This is a genomic window from Bradyrhizobium australiense (assembly GCF_013114825.1).
GTDB lineage: Bacteria > Pseudomonadota > Alphaproteobacteria > Rhizobiales > Xanthobacteraceae > Bradyrhizobium > Bradyrhizobium australiense.
This window is the reverse complement of the sequence record NZ_JAAVLX010000002.1, coordinates 245,225-262,628: the sequence shown is the minus strand read 5'-3', so window position 1 is coordinate 262,628 and position 17,404 is coordinate 245,225. Positions and strand designations below refer to the sequence as shown.

The 17,404-nt window shown below is 63.9% G+C and carries 19 protein-coding genes; 11 read left to right on the top strand and 8 right to left on the bottom strand.

The window, feature by feature from the left end; genetic code table 11:
• Window positions 1–242 precede the first annotated feature (242 nt).
• The 5 genes from HCN58_RS04915 to HCN58_RS04895 form a co-directional block, all read right to left on the bottom strand.
• Window positions 243–1,361 carry a branched-chain amino acid ABC transporter substrate-binding protein gene (locus tag HCN58_RS04915; RefSeq protein ID WP_171578233.1) on the bottom strand — a complete coding sequence of 373 codons (1,119 nt, stop codon included), beginning with the start codon at window positions 1,359–1,361 and terminating at the stop codon, window positions 243–245.
• 190 nt (window positions 1,362–1,551) lie between these two features.
• A complete protein-coding gene (locus tag HCN58_RS04910; protein ID WP_028349942.1) occupies window positions 1,552–2,286 on the bottom strand; it encodes an ABC transporter ATP-binding protein in 735 nt (244 codons plus the stop codon).
• A gap of 148 nt (window positions 2,287–2,434) precedes the next feature.
• Window positions 2,435–3,268: an ABC transporter ATP-binding protein gene (locus tag HCN58_RS04905; protein ID WP_171578232.1), complete on the bottom strand. Its 834-nt coding sequence runs from the start codon at window positions 3,266–3,268 to the stop codon at window positions 2,435–2,437.
• Window positions 3,265–4,584 (bottom strand): high-affinity branched-chain amino acid ABC transporter permease LivM, encoded by a 1,320-nt coding sequence (gene livM, locus HCN58_RS04900; protein WP_171578231.1) that lies wholly within the window; start codon window positions 4,582–4,584, stop codon window positions 3,265–3,267. Before livM ends, HCN58_RS04905 begins: the two co-directional genes overlap by 4 nt.
• Window positions 4,585–4,595: 11 nt before the next feature.
• A complete protein-coding gene (locus HCN58_RS04895) occupies window positions 4,596–5,513 on the bottom strand; it encodes an ABC transporter permease subunit (RefSeq protein WP_171578230.1) in 918 nt (305 codons plus the stop codon).
• Window positions 5,514–5,878: 365 nt separating this feature from the next.
• Here HCN58_RS04895 and HCN58_RS04890 point away from each other — a divergent pair, with 365 nt between their 5' ends.
• Window positions 5,879–6,040 carry a hypothetical protein gene (locus HCN58_RS04890; RefSeq protein ID WP_171578229.1) on the top strand — a complete coding sequence of 54 codons (162 nt, stop codon included), beginning with the start codon at window positions 5,879–5,881 and terminating at the stop codon, window positions 6,038–6,040.
• Window positions 6,041–6,377: 337 nt separating this feature from the next.
• On the opposite strand, the gene pcaC is transcribed toward HCN58_RS04890, so the two are convergent.
• The 3 genes from pcaC to HCN58_RS04875 form a co-directional block, all read right to left on the bottom strand.
• A complete protein-coding gene (gene pcaC / locus HCN58_RS04885) occupies window positions 6,378–6,770 on the bottom strand; it encodes a 4-carboxymuconolactone decarboxylase (RefSeq protein WP_171578228.1) in 393 nt (130 codons plus the stop codon).
• Between the two features lie 107 nt (window positions 6,771–6,877).
• Window positions 6,878–7,660, bottom strand: a complete 783-nt coding sequence (gene pcaD / locus HCN58_RS04880) for a 3-oxoadipate enol-lactonase (RefSeq protein WP_171578227.1) — start codon at window positions 7,658–7,660, stop codon at window positions 6,878–6,880.
• Between the two features lie 125 nt (window positions 7,661–7,785).
• Complete coding sequence (locus tag HCN58_RS04875; RefSeq protein WP_171578226.1) at window positions 7,786–9,141, bottom strand: 3-carboxy-cis,cis-muconate cycloisomerase; 1,356 nt, start codon at window positions 9,139–9,141, stop codon at window positions 7,786–7,788.
• A 168-nt stretch (window positions 9,142–9,309) separates the two neighbouring features.
• Between HCN58_RS04875 and HCN58_RS04870 the strand changes: the two genes are divergently transcribed.
• The 10 genes from HCN58_RS04870 to HCN58_RS04825 all read left to right on the top strand — a co-directional run bounded on the left by HCN58_RS04870 (window position 9,310) and on the right by HCN58_RS04825 (window position 17,388).
• A complete protein-coding gene (locus tag HCN58_RS04870) occupies window positions 9,310–9,756 on the top strand; it encodes an SRPBCC family protein (RefSeq protein WP_065750337.1) in 447 nt (148 codons plus the stop codon).
• A gap of 195 nt (window positions 9,757–9,951) precedes the next feature.
• Window positions 9,952–10,437, top strand: coding sequence for a (2Fe-2S)-binding protein (locus HCN58_RS04865; RefSeq protein ID WP_171578225.1), 486 nt, complete (start codon window positions 9,952–9,954; stop codon window positions 10,435–10,437).
• Window positions 10,438–10,489: 52 nt separating this feature from the next.
• Window positions 10,490–11,293 (top strand): FAD binding domain-containing protein, encoded by an 804-nt coding sequence (locus tag HCN58_RS04860; RefSeq protein WP_171578224.1) that lies wholly within the window; start codon window positions 10,490–10,492, stop codon window positions 11,291–11,293.
• A gap of 37 nt (window positions 11,294–11,330) precedes the next feature.
• Window positions 11,331–12,239 carry an AAA family ATPase gene (locus HCN58_RS04855; RefSeq protein WP_171578223.1) on the top strand — a complete coding sequence of 303 codons (909 nt, stop codon included), beginning with the start codon at window positions 11,331–11,333 and terminating at the stop codon, window positions 12,237–12,239.
• A gap of 145 nt (window positions 12,240–12,384) precedes the next feature.
• The gene (locus tag HCN58_RS04850; protein WP_171578222.1) at window positions 12,385–13,590 is read left to right on the top strand and encodes a vWA domain-containing protein; all 1,206 of its coding nucleotides are present in this window, start codon (window positions 12,385–12,387) and stop codon (window positions 13,588–13,590) included.
• A 12-nt stretch (window positions 13,591–13,602) separates the two neighbouring features.
• Window positions 13,603–13,932 (top strand): XdhC family protein, encoded by a 330-nt coding sequence (locus HCN58_RS04845; protein ID WP_025589337.1) that lies wholly within the window; start codon window positions 13,603–13,605, stop codon window positions 13,930–13,932.
• Window positions 13,929–14,645 carry an XdhC family protein gene (locus HCN58_RS04840; protein WP_171578221.1) on the top strand — a complete coding sequence of 239 codons (717 nt, stop codon included), beginning with the start codon at window positions 13,929–13,931 and terminating at the stop codon, window positions 14,643–14,645. The genes HCN58_RS04845 and HCN58_RS04840 overlap by 4 nt, the downstream gene beginning before the upstream one ends.
• Window positions 14,642–16,246: an NTP transferase domain-containing protein gene (locus tag HCN58_RS04835; protein ID WP_171578220.1), complete on the top strand. Its 1,605-nt coding sequence runs from the start codon at window positions 14,642–14,644 to the stop codon at window positions 16,244–16,246. The genes HCN58_RS04840 and HCN58_RS04835 overlap by 4 nt, the downstream gene beginning before the upstream one ends.
• A 211-nt stretch (window positions 16,247–16,457) precedes the next feature.
• Window positions 16,458–16,847 (top strand): DUF4189 domain-containing protein, encoded by a 390-nt coding sequence (locus HCN58_RS04830; protein WP_171578636.1) that lies wholly within the window; start codon window positions 16,458–16,460, stop codon window positions 16,845–16,847.
• A 130-nt stretch (window positions 16,848–16,977) separates the two neighbouring features.
• Window positions 16,978–17,388 (top strand): DUF2000 family protein, encoded by a 411-nt coding sequence (locus tag HCN58_RS04825; RefSeq protein ID WP_171578219.1) that lies wholly within the window; start codon window positions 16,978–16,980, stop codon window positions 17,386–17,388.
• The last annotated feature ends 16 nt before the right edge of the window (window positions 17,389–17,404 follow it).

The window sequence follows — 17,404 nt, the reverse complement described above, 5'->3', positions numbered from 1 at the left end:
TTCGCGCAAATCACTTGGCTGAAATGCGATTTCACAGATAGAACCGCTGCCCCTGCGGCAGATCAAGTTGGAATAACGGTTAGGGTCGTGAAATCAATGACATGGAACTCAGCCCGGGGTTCCTCAATGCGCCCGGAACCCGATAGTTCCAACGCTCGCAAAAATTATTTGGAACCAAAACGAAAAACGCCCCGGCAAGCCGGGGCGTTTGAGGTTCTGATCGGCGCTGATCATCGAAGTGATCAGGATCCCTTGGGATTGATCTCGGCGTAGTTGCCCTTGGCGTCCCACTTGTAGACGACGTAATCGATCACTTTGATGTCGCCCTTGGCGTCGAAGCCCAGCTTGCCGAGCACGGTGTCCCAATCGCCGGCCTTGATGGTCTCCATGACTTTCTTCGGTTCGGTGGTCTTCGCCTTCGCCACCGCCTGCGACCAGACCTGCATCGCGGCATACGTGTAGAGGGTGTAGCCCTCGGGGTCGATGTTCTTGGCCTTGAATTTCTCGACGATCGCCTTGGCGGTGGCCTTGTTGCGCGGGTCGGGACCGAAGGTGAACAGCGTGCCTTCGGCGGCCGGACCGGTGATCGAAGCGAACTCCTTGTCGTTCATGGCGTCGCCCGCCATCAGCACCGTCTTGAGGCCCTGGTCGCGCATCTGGCGCAGGATCAGGCCGGCTTCCTGATGGTAACCACCGACGAAAACGAGGTCGATGTTGTCGCGCTTCAGCCGCGACACGATCGAGTTAAAGTCCTTATCGCCCTTGTTGTAGGACTCGAACATCTTCTCGGTGAAGCCAGCCTTGTTGAGCGCCTTCTTGGTCTCGTCGGCCAGACCCTTTCCGTAGGTGGTCTTGTCGTTGAGGATGGCGACGTTCTTGCCCTTGTAGTTCTTGACGATGTAGTCGGCGGCAACCAGGCCCTGCTGGTCGTCGCGGCCGCAGACGCGCGCCACGTTCCACAGCTTGCGCTCGGTGAACAGCGGGTTGGTCGAGGCCGGCGTAATCTGCAGCACGTTGCCGTCGGCGTAGGCTTCCGACGCCGGGATTGACGACGACGAGCAGAAGTGACCGGCAACGAATGGAATCTTGGCGCTGGCGAATTTTTCCGCCACCGAGCGCGCCTGCTTGGGATCGCAGGCATCGTCGCCGACCTGCAGCGCCAGCTTCTTGCCGAGCACGCCGCCGGCGGCGTTGATGTCGGCCACCGCCTGTTCGGCGCCGTTCTTCATCTGCCGGCCGAATGCGGATTCGCCGCCCGTCATCGGGCCCACCACTGCGATGGAAATCTCCTGCGCCAGTGCCGTCGTCGAGAGCGCCAGCGATGCGCCCAATGCCAGGCCGATGAGTTTCAGTGATTTCATGAGATATCCTCGCAGGTCAGTCGATTTCGGGAAGCACCCGGCAGGCCGGGTAGGAAAATCACACCTATTGTCGGCTGATTTTACGACGAAGTCATCGGCAATTTTCAGGCAAATCCACGATCGGTTCGCAGCATCTTGCCGCAGCGCGCGCCAAGGGTGGTGCCAAGTGTGCCGTAGGGCAGGTGGGACGCTACTCCCGCCGGCCGCCCTCCAGATAGGCAGCGCGGATTTCAGGGCGCTGCAGCAATTCGCTGCCGGTTCCGGAGAGCGTAATCAGGCCGTTGACCATGACATAGCCGCGATGGGCCAGTTTCAGCGCGTGGTTAGCGTTCTGCTCGACGATCAGAACGGTCAGCCCATCCTGCCGGTTCAGGGTCCGGATCGCATCGAAAATTTGCCGCGCGATCAGGGGGGCCAGCCCCAGCGATGGCTCGTCCAGCATCAACAGCCGCGGCCGGCTCATCAGCGCCCGGCCGATTGCCAGCATCTGCTGCTCGCCGCCGGACAGCGTGCCGCCGCGCTGGGTCATGCGTTCCTTGAGTCGCGGGAACAGCGCGAAGACGCGCTCCAGGCCGCTCGCCCGGTCGGCCTCGCTGCTATCGGTCGCATCCGCGCCCATCTGCAGGTTCTCCGCCACGCTCATGCGCGGGAAGATCCGGCGGCCCTCGGGCGACTGGGCGATGCGCAGCCGCGCGATCTCATGCGTCGGCACGCCGGTGATATCCCGGCCGTCGAATTCGATGCGGCCGGCACGGGCGCGCGGCCGGCCGAAGATGGTCATCATCAGCGTCGACTTGCCGGCACCGTTGGCGCCGATCAGCGCAACGATCTCGCCGGCATTGATGTCGAGATCGACGCCCTTCAGCGCCTCGATCTTGCCGTAGGCCGCCCGTAGCGAGCGGATCGCGAGCAGGGGGTGAGTCATGCGATGCTCCCCGTGTCCCGGGCGCACTGCGGCGGGTAGCGCCGCTGTGCAGAACCGGGACCCATGCTCCCGCGCACAAAAGCAGATCCCGGAACAGCGGAGCAGCGTTGCACGCTGCACCGTATCCGGGAAACGTGCGGAAAGACCCTCACGTTCCGCTCTCCATCACCGCGATGGCTTCCTCCTCGTCGGCGCCGAGATAGGCGGCGATCACCTTGGGATCGTCGCGGATCTGGCGCGGCGTGCCTTCGGCGATCTTGAGGCCATGGTCCATCACCACGACGTGGTCGGAGATTTCCATCACCACGCTCATGTCGTGCTCGATCAAGAGGATCGAGGTGCCCTGGTCGGCGCGGATCGACAGTAATAATTCGCTCAAAGCAGCGCTTTCGCGCGCGTTGAGGCCGGCGGCCGGCTCGTCGAGGCAGAGCAGCGCGGGCTGGGTACACATCGCGCGCGCGATCTCCAGACGCCGCTGGTCGCCATAGGGCAGGTTGCCCGCCGCATCGTCGGCGCGGTCCAGCAGACCGATGCGGTCGAGCCAGGTCCGCGCCAGATCGATCGCGGCCTGTTCGGCGCTGCGCCAGGACGGGGCGCCGATCAGGCCAAGGAACGTCAATCCGGAGGCGCGCATCAGCGCGTTGTGCTGTGCGACCATCAGGTTTTCGAGCGCCGTCATGCCGGGAAACAGGCGGATGTTCTGGAAGGTGCGCGCGACCTTGGCCAGTTTGGCAATCCGAAAATCGTTCAGACGCTCGAGCCGGATGGCGTGGCCGTCATCATGGGTGAGCCGGATGCCGCCCGAGGTCGGCTTGTAGAAGCCGGTGATGCAGTTGAACACCGTGGTCTTGCCGGCGCCGTTCGGTCCGATCAGCGCGGTGATCTTGCGCCGCTCGGCGTCGAAGGAGAGATCGTTGACGGCGACGATGCCGCCGAAGCGCATCGACAGGCGATCGACCGAGAGAATTTGGTTGCCGCTCATCCGTGTCCCTCCTTGACGAGGTCGGACGAGATCGCCTGGCTGCGCTTGAGAAACACGGTCGGCGCCCGGTGACCGATCAGGCCGCGCGGCCGCCAGATCATCAACAGCACCATCGCCATGCCGAACACCAGCATGCGGTACTGGTCGAGCCCGCGAAAGAGCTCGAAGCCGCCGATCATGGCGAGCGCGGCGAGCGCGACGCCGAGCTGCGAGCCCATGCCGCCGAGCACCACGATCGCCAGCACCAGCGCCGATTCATGGAAGGTGAAGGATTCCGGACTGATGAAGCCCTGCCGGGTTGCGAAGAACGCGCCAGCAAAGCCGCCGAACATGGCGCCGGTTGCAAACGCCGTCAGCTTCGTCGTAGTGGTGTTAATGCCGAGCGCGCGGCAGGCGACCTCGTCCTCGCGCAACGCTTCCCAGGCGCGGCCGATCGGCAGGCGGCGCAGCCGGATCGTGACCCAGTTGGTGAGAAGGGCCAGCGCAAGGATCAAATAGAACAGGAAAACGATGCGGTGGGTCGGCGAGAACTCGATGCCGAGCAGGGCAGCAAGCCCGTCGTCGGCGGGCGAGAGCGGAATGCCGAACAGCGTCGGCCGCGGAATGCCGGTGACGCCATTCGGCCCGCCGGTCAGGCTCTGCCAGTTGATGATGACGAGGCGAATGATCTCGCCGAACGCCAGTGTGACGATGGCGAGATAGTCGCCGCGCAGCCGAAGCACGGGAAAGCCGAGCAGCACGCCCCAGAGCGCGGCGAGAATGCCGGCAAGCGGCAGGCAGATCCAGAACGACAGCCCGAAATTGGTGGCGAGCAGCGCGTAGGAATACGCGCCCACCGCATAGAACGCGACATAGCCGAGGTCGAGCAGGCCGGCGAGACCGACCACCACGTTCAGTCCCCATCCGAGCATCACGTAGGTGAGCACGAGGATGGCGAGGTCAAGAATGTAGCGCTCATTGTAGAAGAGGACCGGCACCAGAAACGTGAAGACCAGCAAAACCGGCGCGACCAGGCGTCCCACGAGCGACAGCGCGCTTTGCACTGAAGCCGGCACCACTCTGACGGTGTCGACCGGTCCCCACCATTGCCGCAGCAACTCCATGAGGATGCTGCCGACGAACACGGCCGCAACCATCGCGGCGAGGTCATCGAAGCGCGTCCAGTAGATCAACTGTCCTTGCGGGCCGGCCTCGGTGCGTACGCCGATCATCAGCGAAAACAGCACCAGCGCCACGAACGCGCTGATCAGCGCTTTCTTGAGGATGAAGGCGGCGCCCGGAGCGCGCGAGGTTTGGTCGGCGGGGGGTGCGCTCACGCTGCGGCCCGTCAGACTTTTTCGACTTCGGGCCGGCCGAGCAGGCCGGTCGGAAGGAAGATCAGGACCACGATCAGGATCGAGAACGCGGCGACGTCCTTGTACTCGACCGAAAAATAGGCCGACCACAGCGTCTCGATCAGGCCGATCAGGAGTCCGCCCAGCATCGCGCCGGGCAGCGAGCCGATGCCGCCGAGCACGGCCGCGGTGAACGCCTTGATGCCGGCGACAAAACCCATGAAGAAATCGACCAGCCCGTAATAGAGCAGGTACATCATGCCGGCCACGGCAGCGAGCGCGGCGCCAATCACGAAGGTCATCGAAATGGTGCGGTCGACGTCGACGCCGAGCAGGGAGGCCATGGTCTGGTCCTGTTCGCAGGCGCGCATGTCGCGGCCGAGCCGCGTGTTTGATACCAACCAGGTGAACAGTGCGAGCAGCACGATGGTGGTGATGACGACGATGATCTGGACGTTGGAAAGCTGCACGACAAAGCCTTCAGCACCCTCATGCAGGGTGTAGCCGCCGGTGATGATCGGCGGCACCGGTTTGACGCGCGCGCCCTGGGCGACCTGCGAATAATTGGTCAGCACGAATGACATACCGATGGCAGAGAGCATCGGCGCCAGGCGAAACGAATGCCGCAGCGGCCGGTAGGCGATGCGCTCGACCGTCCAGCCATAAAGCGCCGTGATCGCCATCGATACCAGCAGCACGACCAGCAGGATCAAGGGGATGGCGGTCAGCCCGAACGAGACCAGGATCAGGAAGGTGATCAGGGCGATGAAGCCGCCGATCATGAAAATATCACCATGGGCGAAATTGATCATGCCGACGATGCCGTAGACCATGGTGTAGCCGATGGCGATCAGGCCGTAGATTGAGCCGAGCACGAGGCCGTTGATCAGTTGCTGGGCGAAATAATCCATGCGCTGCCGCTTGAGCCTGTTCAGGACTGAACACGCTCTGGTTTTCCTTTTGACGCGTTTTCTTCACGCGAACCGGTACCCACTTCGCTCGAAAACGCTATTAAGAAGCCTGCGACGCGGCGAGAGCTCCGGCAGCCCAAGACGACGCGTCGTGTCATTTTCTAACAGTGGGAACCAAGGGCGGCAACAGCGCCGGGTGCGGCTTATTTGGCTTGTACAGAGCTAGTTTTTGCGCAGCTGGTTCCGGCCCCACACTCCTGCCACGCCTTTGCCTTCCGATGATCGCATCGGAACCTGTGTTTCAATGCAACCAACGCCTGGGCCCTCCGTTGCTTCCGGCTACGTTTAAACAACGGAGATCCTCGATGAGCAAGATGAACCAGAACCCGGGCCAGCAGAACCAGAACCCGGGTCAGAAGCCCGGTCAGCAGCAGCAGGGCGGCGGCCAGAAGCCGGGCCAGCAGCAGCAGGATCCGGGCCGCCAGGGTCAGAAACCCAGTCAGGATCCACGGCAGATGCCAGAGTAGAAAATCAGAGTAGAAAAAGGTCCCGCCGAAAGGCGGGACTTTTTGTGCGCGGTCCAGCCGCATCATGGCCGGCCGGACTTGATTCCAATTCGTGTCCCGGACGCGGCGCAGCACCTGTTGGCGGTGCGCCGCACAGCCGGGCCCCCGATGCAGCCGCCACCTGGATCCCGGCTCTGCGTCGCGTCACTTCGTGCCGCGCCGCGTCCGGGACACGAGTGCTCGGCTATTCATCTTCTTTCGAAAAATGGATCACTAGAGGCAGGCTTTCGAAAACTGGATTTATTAGAGGCAGGCGAGCCCGGCCAAGATGAGTGCCTACCGCCATCGCGATGCCAAGCTAGCTCTTCAGCAAACCTAGTTCGGCGATGATCGCGTTCGCCTCCTTGATGGCGTGATTGGCCGCCGGCACGCCGCAATAGATCGCCTGCTGCAGCAGGATTTCCTTGATGTCGTCAGGCGTGAAGCCGCCTTCGGCGAGCGCTGCGCGCACGTGCAGGCGGAATTCATCCCACTGTCCCAGCGCCACCATGGTGCCGATCACGAGCACGCGGCGGGTGCGATGGTCGAAATGCGGCCGGGTCCAGATATCGCCCCATGCATAGCGCGTGATCAGGTCCTGGAACTCGGTGTTGAATGCGTTGCGGTTCTTGATCGACTTGTCGACCCATTCATCGCCGAGCACCTTGCGGCGCTGGGCCATACCCTCATCGCGGCGTTGGTTGTCGTCCATGGTAAGATCTCTCCCTGTCATTGCGAGGAGCCAAGCGACGAAGCAATCCATGTATCCGCGAGCGGATTGCTTCGCTTCGCTCGCGATGACGTCCTTGGTTGCGGTAACTACCGTTGCGTCAGGAAGCCGATCACCGCGTCGGTGAAGGCGTGCGGCTGCTCGACATTCGAAATATGCGCGGCATCGAGGATTGTCATGCTCGCGCCGGGAATCCGGCTTCGCATGAATTCGGCGTCCGCAACTGTCGTCGATATGTCGTGACGTCCGGTGATCACCAGCGTCGGGCTCTTGATCTTGGGCAGCAGCTCGCGCTGATCGAGCGTCGACAGCGCCTCGCAGCAGGCGATGTAGCCCTCGACCGGCGTGGTCAGCATCATCGCCTTCATGTTGGCGGTGATTTGTGGCTCGCGCTCACGAAAGTCCGCCGTCAGCCAGCCGGCTATGACGGTATCGGCCACCGCGGCGATGCCGCCTTGCGTCACCGCCTTGATGCGGTCATGCCAGCGCGTCGGGTCCGGGTAATGGCAGGTGGTATTGGCCAGGATGATCTTGCCAAACCTGTCGGGTGCGTTGGCGCCCAGCCATTGCCCGACCATGCCTCCCATCGACAGGCCGCACCAATGCGTCCGCGCGATGTTGAGATCGTCGAGGATCGCCAGCACGTCACGGCCGAAACGCTCCAGCGAGTAGGGCCCTGGCGGCACGTTCGACTTGCCATGGCCGCGCCGGTCGTAGCGGATGACGCGGAACATCTGCGTCAGCGCCTTCATCTGCGGCTCCCACATCTGCATGGTCGAGCCCAGCGAATTCGACAGCATCAGCGTCGGTCCGCCGTCGCGGCCTTCGACGGATACGTTGAGCAGGCAACCGTCGGCGTCGATCATCGGCATGGGTTTTGTTCCCTCGTCATGCGCGGGCTTGACCCGCGCATCCATCTTAAAAATTGAATCTATCCTGGACGATGGATTGCCGGGTCAAGCCCGGCAATGACATTCGGAGAGATTCGTCGGCAACATTACGCTTTGCCCAGCGAAGCTAGCAAACGGTCGATCAGGGCTTGCGAAGCTCCCTGATAGGCCATCGGCTCGAACAGCTTTTCAATCTCGTCGGCGCCGAGATGTGCGGTGACGTTCGCATCCTCTCGCAGCACATCGCGCAGATGATTCTTGTCCTTGACCGCCTTCTTGCTGGCGGCTTCGACCAGATGATGCGCGTCGCTCTTGCCGATCTTTTCGGCCAGCGCCATCGCCACCGCCTCGGCCATGATCAGCCCATCGGTCGCGTCGAGATTGGCCCGCATGCGCGCGGCGTCGACTTCCAGCCCTTCCGCGATATCCACAATGGCCGCAAGCGCGCCCGAGGTGACGAGCAGCAGCGTCGGTAGCGTTGGCCATTCCGCATGCCACGGACCGGCGCTGCGCTCGTGATCCTGCACCTGCGCCGCAAAGATCGTGGCGGCGAGATTGGGCGCCATGGTCGCCGCGGCGAGCGCGCTGGCTGCCGCCACCGGATTGCGCTTGTGCGGCATGGTGGAGGAGCCGCCGCGGCCTTCGCCAGACGGCTCGAACGCTTCGCCGACATCGGTCTGCATCATCAGCGAAACGTCGCGCGCAATCTTGCCGCAAGTGCCCGCGAGAATCGCGAATACAGAGGCCGCTTCCGCGATGCGGTCGCGGTGGGTGTGCCAGGGCGCGTCGGATAGGGGGAGGTTTAGTTCCCGTGCTAGTCTCTCCGCGACCGCCAATCCCTTATTACCGAGGGCTGCGAGCGTGCCGGCCGCGCCGCCAAATTGCAGCGCCAGCGCCTCGCTGCGCACGCGCTGCAGCCGCAGCTTGGAGCGGTGCAGCGCCGCGGCGTATTCGGCGAGCTTCAGCCCGAACGGCATCGGCAGCGCATGCTGCAGCCAGGTGCGGGCGACGACTGCGGTGTGGCGGTGCTGACGCGCCAGTTTGGCAAAGCCTGCGATCGCGCGATTGATGTCGGCGAGCAGTGCATCGATGCCGGCGCGAAGGCCGAGCATGGCGGCGGTATCGATGACGTCCTGGCTGGTCGCGCCCCAATGCACGTAGCGTGCCGCCGCGGCATCCGATTTGGCGACATTTGCGGTCAGCGCCTTGACGAGGGGGATCGCGAGATTGCCAGCCTTGGTCACCGCGTCAGCCAATGCGGCGATGTCGAATGATTCGGCCCGGCACGCGCTGGTAATCGGGTCGGCCGCGCTTGCCGGAATCACCCCGAGCGAGCCTTCCGCGCGCGCTAGCGCGGCCTCGAAATCCAGCATGTTCTGCAGACTTGCCATATCGTCGCAAATCGTGCGCATCGCTGCGCTCGACAGCATCGGGGCAAGCAAAGGGGAGAGGGACGTGCTCATTGGCGCGACCTAACCATTCCGGCCGGTCAATGCCAATGCCCCTTGTCGGGTTCGCGCCTGCTGCGGTTGCGAATATGCATTGCTCATCGCGCCAGCCGGCCTTCCTTTTGGCCCGGGCGTGCTTTACTTGGGGTCTATCAGGTTGACGCGATCGAGGAGGCACCCCCCATGGCCATGACAATGAACGGCGAAGTCCAGCTTGCGGCGTCGCGCGAGGCCGTGTGGGCCAAACTGAACGATCCGGAAGTGCTGAAGGCCTGCATCCCCGGCTGCGAGGAGCTGGAAAAGACCGAGGACAACGGCTTCCGCGCCACCGCCAAAATGAAGGTCGGACCGGTCTCCGCCCGCTTCAAGGGCAAGGTCATGCTGAGCGATCTCGACCCGCCCAACGGCTACAAGATCTCGGGCGAAGGCGAGGGCGGTGTCGCCGGCTTCGCCAAGGGCGGCGCCACGGTGGCGCTGTCCGAAAAGGATGGCGGCACGCTCCTAAGCTACAACGTCGAGGCGCAGATCGGCGGCAAGCTGGCCCAGCTCGGACAGCGGCTGATCAATGGCGCGGCCAAGAAGCTGGCCGACGAATTCTTCGCCAATTTCGGCAAGGCCGTGCAAGGCTGATCTTGAGGCTGCCTTAAGGCTGATTCCTGCGCGCCGGCCCTGGTCGAACACGCCCGTCAAGTCACTCAGGCCATGCCCCAGGCGAGGGGCTCCTGAGGTTGCTCATTAGCGGGATGGCCCATATTATGGGCTTTGGAATGACTATAAACGCCTGCGTTGCCGGTACATCCGGCGGTGCAGCCCAAGAGAGTGCTGATGGCCAAGATTTCCCTGATCGTGAACGGTAATCCCGTAAACGCCAACGTCGATCCCCGTACCCTTCTGGTCCAGTTTCTGCGGGAAAATCTCCGGCTGACGGGCACCCATGTCGGCTGCGACACCTCGCAGTGCGGCGCCTGCGTCGTGCATCTCGACGGCAGGGCGGTCAAGTCCTGCACCACGCTCGCAGTCATGGCTGACGGCCACGAGGTCCGTACCATCGAGGGCCTGGCGCCCGACGGCGCGCCGCTGCACCCGATGCAGGAGGCGTTCCGTGAGCACCATGGCCTGCAATGCGGCTTCTGCACCCCCGGCATGATCATGACCGCGGTCGATCTGGTGCATCGCAAGGGCCACGATTTGTCAGACCACGTCATTCGCGAAGAGCTTGAAGGCAATCTTTGCCGTTGTACCGGCTATCAGAACATCGTTGCCTCGATCGCCGCTGGCGCCAAGGCGATGGCCAAGTCTGATCTGGCTTAAAGTCCGACCTCGCTTAATCGATTTCATCGCGACCCGCGATCAGGAAGTTCTCATGTACGAATTCAAATATCATCGGCCGGCGACCGTGCGGCAGGCCGCCAACCTCCTGGTGAAGAACGAAGACGCCAAGGTGATCGCCGGCGGCCACACGCTGGTGCCCGTCATGAAACAGCGGCTAGCCAGCCCGCCGCATCTGATCGATCTCTCCCATATCGAAGGGCTCGACGTCATCGAGATGAAGGGCCGTTCGCTGGTGATCGGCGCGACTGCCAAGCATGCCGATGTCGCGACGTCGCCGATCGTCGGCGAAGCCATTCCGGCGCTCGCCGAACTCGCCGGCGGAATCGGCGATCCCGCAGTGCGCCACAAGGGCACGATCGGCGGCTCGCTTGCCAATAATGACCCGACGGCGGACTACCCCGCGGCTGTGCTCGCGCTTGGCGCCACCATCGTCACCAACAAGCGCCGCCTCAAGGCGGAGGAATTTTTCCAGGGCCTGTTCACGACGGCGCTGGAAAATGACGAGATTATCACCAAGGTTATGTTCCCGCTGCCGAAGAAGGCGGCTTACGTCAAATTCCGCAACCAGGCCTCGCGTTATGCGTTGGTCGGCGTGTTCGTTGCCAAGCGTCCTTCCGACGTGCGCGTCGCCGTCACCGGCGCGGGCTCTGAAGGCGTGTTCCGCGCCACCGCGTTCGAGGAAGCGCTGAAGAAGCGTTTTTCGCACAAGGTGCTCGACGGCATCTCGGTATCGCCGGAGGGACTGAACAGCGATCTGCACGGCAGCGCCGAATACCGCGCACATCTGATCGGCGTCCTGGCCCGCCGTGCCGTCGAAGCCGCGACGGCGAAGTAGGTTTGCCGCTTTCCGGCTCATTAAGATTGGCTATCCCATGAGTGCATCGACGCTACCCAAATCCGTCGATGGGATGCTGGAGCTATTGACCTCGCGCGGCTATCTCGCCGAGCGGTCGCTGGCGACGGTGACCTATCTGTCGCTGCGCATGGGCCGGCCGCTGTTTCTCGAAGGCGAGGCGGGTGTCGGCAAGACCGAAATCGCGAAGGTTCTGTCGGCGGCGCTGGGGCGCAAGCTGATCCGCCTGCAATGCTACGAGGGTCTCGACGTTGCCTCCGCCGTCTACGAGTGGAGCAGTGCGGCGCAGATGATCGCGATCCGGCTGGCGGAAGCCGCCGGTGACACCGATCGCGAGCAATTGTCGTCGGATATTTTCGCTGAACGCTTCCTGATCAAGCGCCCGCTGCTGCAGGCACTGGAGCCAGACGTCGCCGGAGCGCCGGTGCTCCTGATCGACGAACTCGACCGGGCCGACGAGGCGTTCGAGGCGTATCTTCTCGAAATCCTCAGCGACTTCCAGGTCACGATCCCTGAATTCGGCACCATCAAGGCGCCGCACCCGCCGATCGTCATCATCACCTCGAACCGCACCCGCGAGATCCATGACGCGCTGAAGCGCCGCTGCCTCTATCACTGGGTCGATTACCCCGAGGCCGAGCGGGAGCTTGCGATCGTCAAGTCGCGCGTGCCGGGCATTTCTGCGAAACTCTCTCAGCAGGTCGTCCACTTCGTGCAGGCGCTGCGCGACCAGGATTTCTACAAATCGCCGGGCGTTGCGGAGACCATCGACTGGGCCACCGCCCTGACCGAGCTCGACGCCCGCTCGCTGACGCCGCAACTGGTCGGCGACACGCTCGGCGCGCTGTTGAAGTACCAGGACGACATCGCGCGGATGCAGGGCGACACGCTGCAAAAGGTTTTGAAGGACGCGACGAGCGAAGATTAGTTTCGCGCGGCGTGACAGCACGCGCCGTCATTCTGGGGCGATGCGCAGCATCGAACTACGGTGCGCAATTGTGCACCTGAGAATCTCGAGATTCCGGGTCTGGTGCTAACGCACCATCCCGGAATGACGGAGAGGTTAGCGCACCATGACCACCATCGACCACCTCAATCCCCCGACCGGCCACATGGCCGACAACGTCGTCGGCTTCGCCCGCGCGCTCCGCGCCGCCGGCATTCCCGTCGGCCCCGGCGCGGTGATCGACGCACTCGACGCGCTGCAAGCAATCGAAATCGGCAACCGCGCCGACGTCTACGCCACGCTGGAGGCGATCTTCGTCAAGCGCCATGAGCATATGCTGATCTTCGCCCAAGCCTTCGACCTGTTCTTCCGCGCCGCCGAGGACTGGAAGCACATGTTGGATTCGGTGCCGCTGCCGGATCACGCCAAAAAGAAGCCGCGACCGGCCTCGCGCCGCGTGCAGGAGGCGATGGCGCAGCCCTCGATGCGCGATGAGACGCAGCACGAGCAGCAGCAGGAATTGAAACTGTCGGTCTCCGACAAGGAGATCCTGCAGAAGAAAGACTTTGCGCAGATGAGCGCGGCCGAGATCGCCGAAGTCACCCGCGCTATCGCCAATATGAAGCTGCCGCAGGCGGAGCTGCGCACCCGCCGCTACCAGCCCGATGCCAAGGGGCTTCGCCTCGACATGCGCCGCACCCTGCGCAGCTCCTTGCGCACCGGCGGCGAGATCATCGACATCCGAAAGCTCGGCAGGATTGAGAAGCCGGCGCCGATCGTGGCGCTCCTGGATATCTCTGGATCGATGAGCGAATATACCCGCCTGTTCCTGCATTTCCTCCATGCCATCACCGACGCGCGCAAGCGCGTCTCGGTGTTCCTGTTCGGCACCCGCCTCACCAACGTGACGCGGGCGCTGCGGGCAAAGGATCCCGACGAAGCCTTGGCGAGCTGTTCGTCCTCGGTGGAAGACTGGGCTGGCGGCACCCGGATTGCCACCTCGCTGCACAGCTTCAACAAATTGTGGGGGCGCCGCGTGCTCGGGCAGGGCGCCATCGTGCTGCTGATCTCGGACGGGCTGGAGCGCGAGGCGGACGCCAAGCTCGCCTTCGAGATGGACCGGCTGCACCGCTCCTGCCGCCGCCTGATCTGGCTCAACCCGCTTTTGCGCTATAGCGCCTTCGAGGCCAAGGCGCAGGGCATCAAAATGATGCTGCCGCACGTTGACGAATTCCGCCCGGTGCATAACTTGACCTCGATGGAAGGGCTGATCGCGGCGCTTTCGGCGCCGCCGCCGCCGCATCACATGAGCCGCATCCGCTCAGCAGCTTGAAAGGGCGTCAAAATGCTCAACCGCGACGAAGACATTCTGCAGGCCGCCGAGAACTGGCAGAAGGCCGGTCATGGCGTGGCGCTCGCGACCGTGGTCGAGACCTGGGGCTCGGCCCCGAGGCCGGCCGGCTCAAGCCTCGTCATCAATGATGACGGCACGTTTTTGGGGTCGGTTTCCGGCGGCTGCGTCGAAGGCGCCGTCGTGACCGAAGCGCTGGATGTGATCGCCAGCGGCAAGCCCAAAATGCTCGAATTCGGCGTTGCCGACGAGACCGCCTGGAATGTCGGGCTGTCCTGCGGCGGCACCATCCGCGTCTTCGTCGAGAAGGTGGGTCAATCGTGAAGCTGGAAACCCTCACACAGGTCAATGCCGAGCGCGCCGCGCGCCGGCCGGTCATCGTGGTCACCGACGTCGCCAATGGCGATCAGCGGCTGGTGAAAGCCAAGGATATCGCGACCGATCCGCTCGGTGCCGAGCTTTCAAAGCAGCTCCGCATGGGCAAGAGCGGCATGGTCGAGAGCGGCGGCAAGAAACTGTTTCTCAACGTCTACGCCCCGACTGCACGGCTTGTCATTGTCGGCGCAGTCCATATCAGCCAGGCGCTGGCGCCGCTCGCACGTTCGCTCGATTACGACGTGACGGTGGTTGATCCGCGCACGGCGTTCGCCAGCCCCGAACGCTTTCCCGACGTGCCGCTGATCGCGGAATGGCCTGATGTGGCGCTGCCGCCGCTCAACATCGATCACTACACGGCGTTTGTCGCGCTGACGCATGATCCGAAGATCGACGACCCGGCGCTGCTGCACGCGTTCGAGCGCGACTGCTTCTATATCGGCGCGCTGGGCTCGCGAAAGACCCACGCCAAACGCGCCGAGCGGCTGAAGGCGCAGGGCGCGTCGGATGCCGACATCGCGAGCATTCATGCACCGATCGGGCTTTCGATCGGTGCGGTGTCGCCATCAGAGATCGCGGTCGCGATCATGGCCGAGATCACTGCCGAACTGCGGCTGCCCAAGGAAGGCGTCAAGCAAACCGCGAAGGTGCAGGCGGCATGAAGTTCGGTCCCGCCAGTCCTGCCGATGCGATTGGCGGCGTCACCGTGCACACGCTGCGGCAGGGATCGCTGGTGCTGAAGAAAGGCACCACGATCGGTCCCGCCGAAGTCGAGGCGCTCAACAAGGCTGGTGTCAAGGAAATCGTCGTGGTGCGGCTGGAGGAGGGCGACGTCTCCGAAGACGAAGCCGCCGCCAGCGTCGCGCAGGCCGTTGCCGGCGAAGGCGTCACCGTCGAGCGCGCCTTTACCGGCCGCGCCAATCTGTTTGCGGCGCAAGCCGGTGTATTGGTGGTGGACCGCGCCGCGGTCGACCGCATCAACGGCGTCGACGAAGCCATCACCTTTGCGACGCTTTCGGCTTTCAAGCCGGTGGTCGAAGGCGAGATGATCGCGACGGTAAAACTCATTCCGTTCGGGGTCGAGGCGACGCTGCGCGATGCGGCTGTGGCTGCCGCGGGCCGGGACGTGCTGCGAATTGCGCCTTACGTCATCAAGCGTGTCGGCGTGGTTTCCACGCTGCTGCCGGGGCTCTCGCCAAAAGTGATCGACAAGACCTTGCGGGTGACGGCGGAGCGGCTGGCGCCGGCCGCTGCCAGCATCATTGCCGAGCGGCGCGTGCCGCATGACGAGGCAGCGCTGGCTGCGTCCATCAAGGAATTGCTGGGGCTCGGGGCCGAACTGGTGATCGTGTTCGGCGCGTCCGCGATCGCCGACCGCCGCGACGTGATTCCGGCGGCGATCACCGAAATCGGCGGCGCCATCGAGCATTTCGGCATGCCGGTCGATCCCGGCAATCTGCTGCTGATCGGCAGCGCCGGCGGCGTGCCGGTGCTGGGCGCGCCGGGCTGCGCCCGCTCGCCGGTGGAAAACGGTTTTGACTGGGTGCTGATGCGGCTGATGGCGGGTCTGAAAGTCACGCGCGCTGAAATCACCGGCCTGGGCGTCGGCGGCCTGTTGATGGAAATCGTGACAAGGCCGCAGCCGCGCACGGTTGCCGATACCGAAGCCGACCGCAACGTCACGGCCATCGTGCTTGCGGCCGGCCGGTCGACGCGGATGGGCGGTCCCAACAAGCTCCTGGCCGAGATCGACGGCAAGAAGCTGGTGCGCATCGTGGCCGAGCAGGCGCTGGCTTCGAAGGCAACGGACGTGATCGTCGTCACCGGCCACCAGGCCGATCTGGTCGAGCAGGCGCTGGCCGGCCTCAAGGTAAAGTTCGTCCGCAACCCGGATTTCGCCGGCGGGCTGGCCTCGTCGGTGAAGACCGGCATCGCGGCGGTGCCCGAAAACGCCGACGGCGCGATCGTCTGCCTCGGCGACATGCCGCTGATCTCCGCACAGCTGATCGACCAGTTGATCGAGACCTTTGCGCCGGACCGCGGCCATCTGATCGCGGTCCCCGTCAGCGACGGCCGCCGTGGCAATCCGGTGCTGTGGTCGCGGCGCTTCTTCAAGGAATTGATGACGCTGGATGGCGACGTCGGCGCCCGTCACCTGATCGCCAAGCACACCGAAGCGGTCGCCGAAGTGCCGGTCGATGGCCAGAGCGCCTTCCTCGACATCGACACGCCGCAAGCGCTGGAAGCGGCGCGGCGCGGGTAGATTCGTAAGCGTGGGCAAAGGCGCACTTGCGCCGTGCCCACAATCTATCCCAATGGCTCGGTTTGGATGGTGGGCACACGGAGCCTGTCATCGGGCCGCGCTACGCGCGGACCCGTTGGCTTTGCCCACCCCTGCGAAACCTCCCGTTCACCAAGTGGAAACTCCCGCGGGCTTAGAACTCTGCCTGTTACCTCGGGGGGAGGGGATTTTGATTGTTTCGACCGTCGCGGCGCAACACCGCGCATTGTTCGTCGTTGCATTGACGCTGCTACTGGCCGTCTCGAGCTACATCACCAAGGCGTGGGCGGCCGGCGCGGTCGCGATCGGCAAGTGCGGCGCTTACGGCCAGGCCTATGATTATGCCAGCGAGGCCGACGCGCGCACCGCGGCGCTGAAGCAGTGCAAGGGCACCTGCGCCGCGATCACCATGAAACGCGCCTGCGCCGCGTTCGCCGTCGACATGACCAATCCCTGCGGTCCCCACGGTTATGCCGTGAAACCCAAGATTTCGACTTCGCTCAACGCCGCGACAAAGAAGTGCTACGAATTCGGCGGCAAGGAATGCGTCATCCGCGCCTGGGCCTGCGACGCCAAGGGGTGATAGACTCGCCGTCATTCCGGGGCGATGCAGAGCATCGAACTATGGTGCGCAATTGCGCACCTGAGAATCTCGAGATTCCGGGTTCGCGTCTGCGACGCGCCCCGGAATGACGATCGCACCGGGAGACATTATGCAATTCGACACCAAGATCGCGGTCATCATCCGGACCGATCTCGAAGCCTGGCAAAAACTCAACGTCGCTTCCTTCCTGGCCGGCGGCATTGCAGCTGGTTTTCCCGAATGTATCGGCGAGCCTTATCTCGACGGCTCAGGCACCAAATATCTGTCGCTGATCGGCCAGCCGATTCTGATCTACGGCGCCGACCGTCCGGCGATCTCCCGCGCGCTCGAACGGGCGCTCGCCCGCAACGTGACGCCCGCCATCTATACCGAGGACATGTTCAAGACCACGCACGATGCCGCCAACCGCGAGGTAGTCCAGGGCGTGATCCGCGCCGAGCTCAACCTCGTCGGCCTCGCAATGCGCGCCGAGCGCAAGGTGATCGACAAGATCATCGACGGGCTGAAGTTTCACAGCTAGCGCTTGCGCCCGGCGG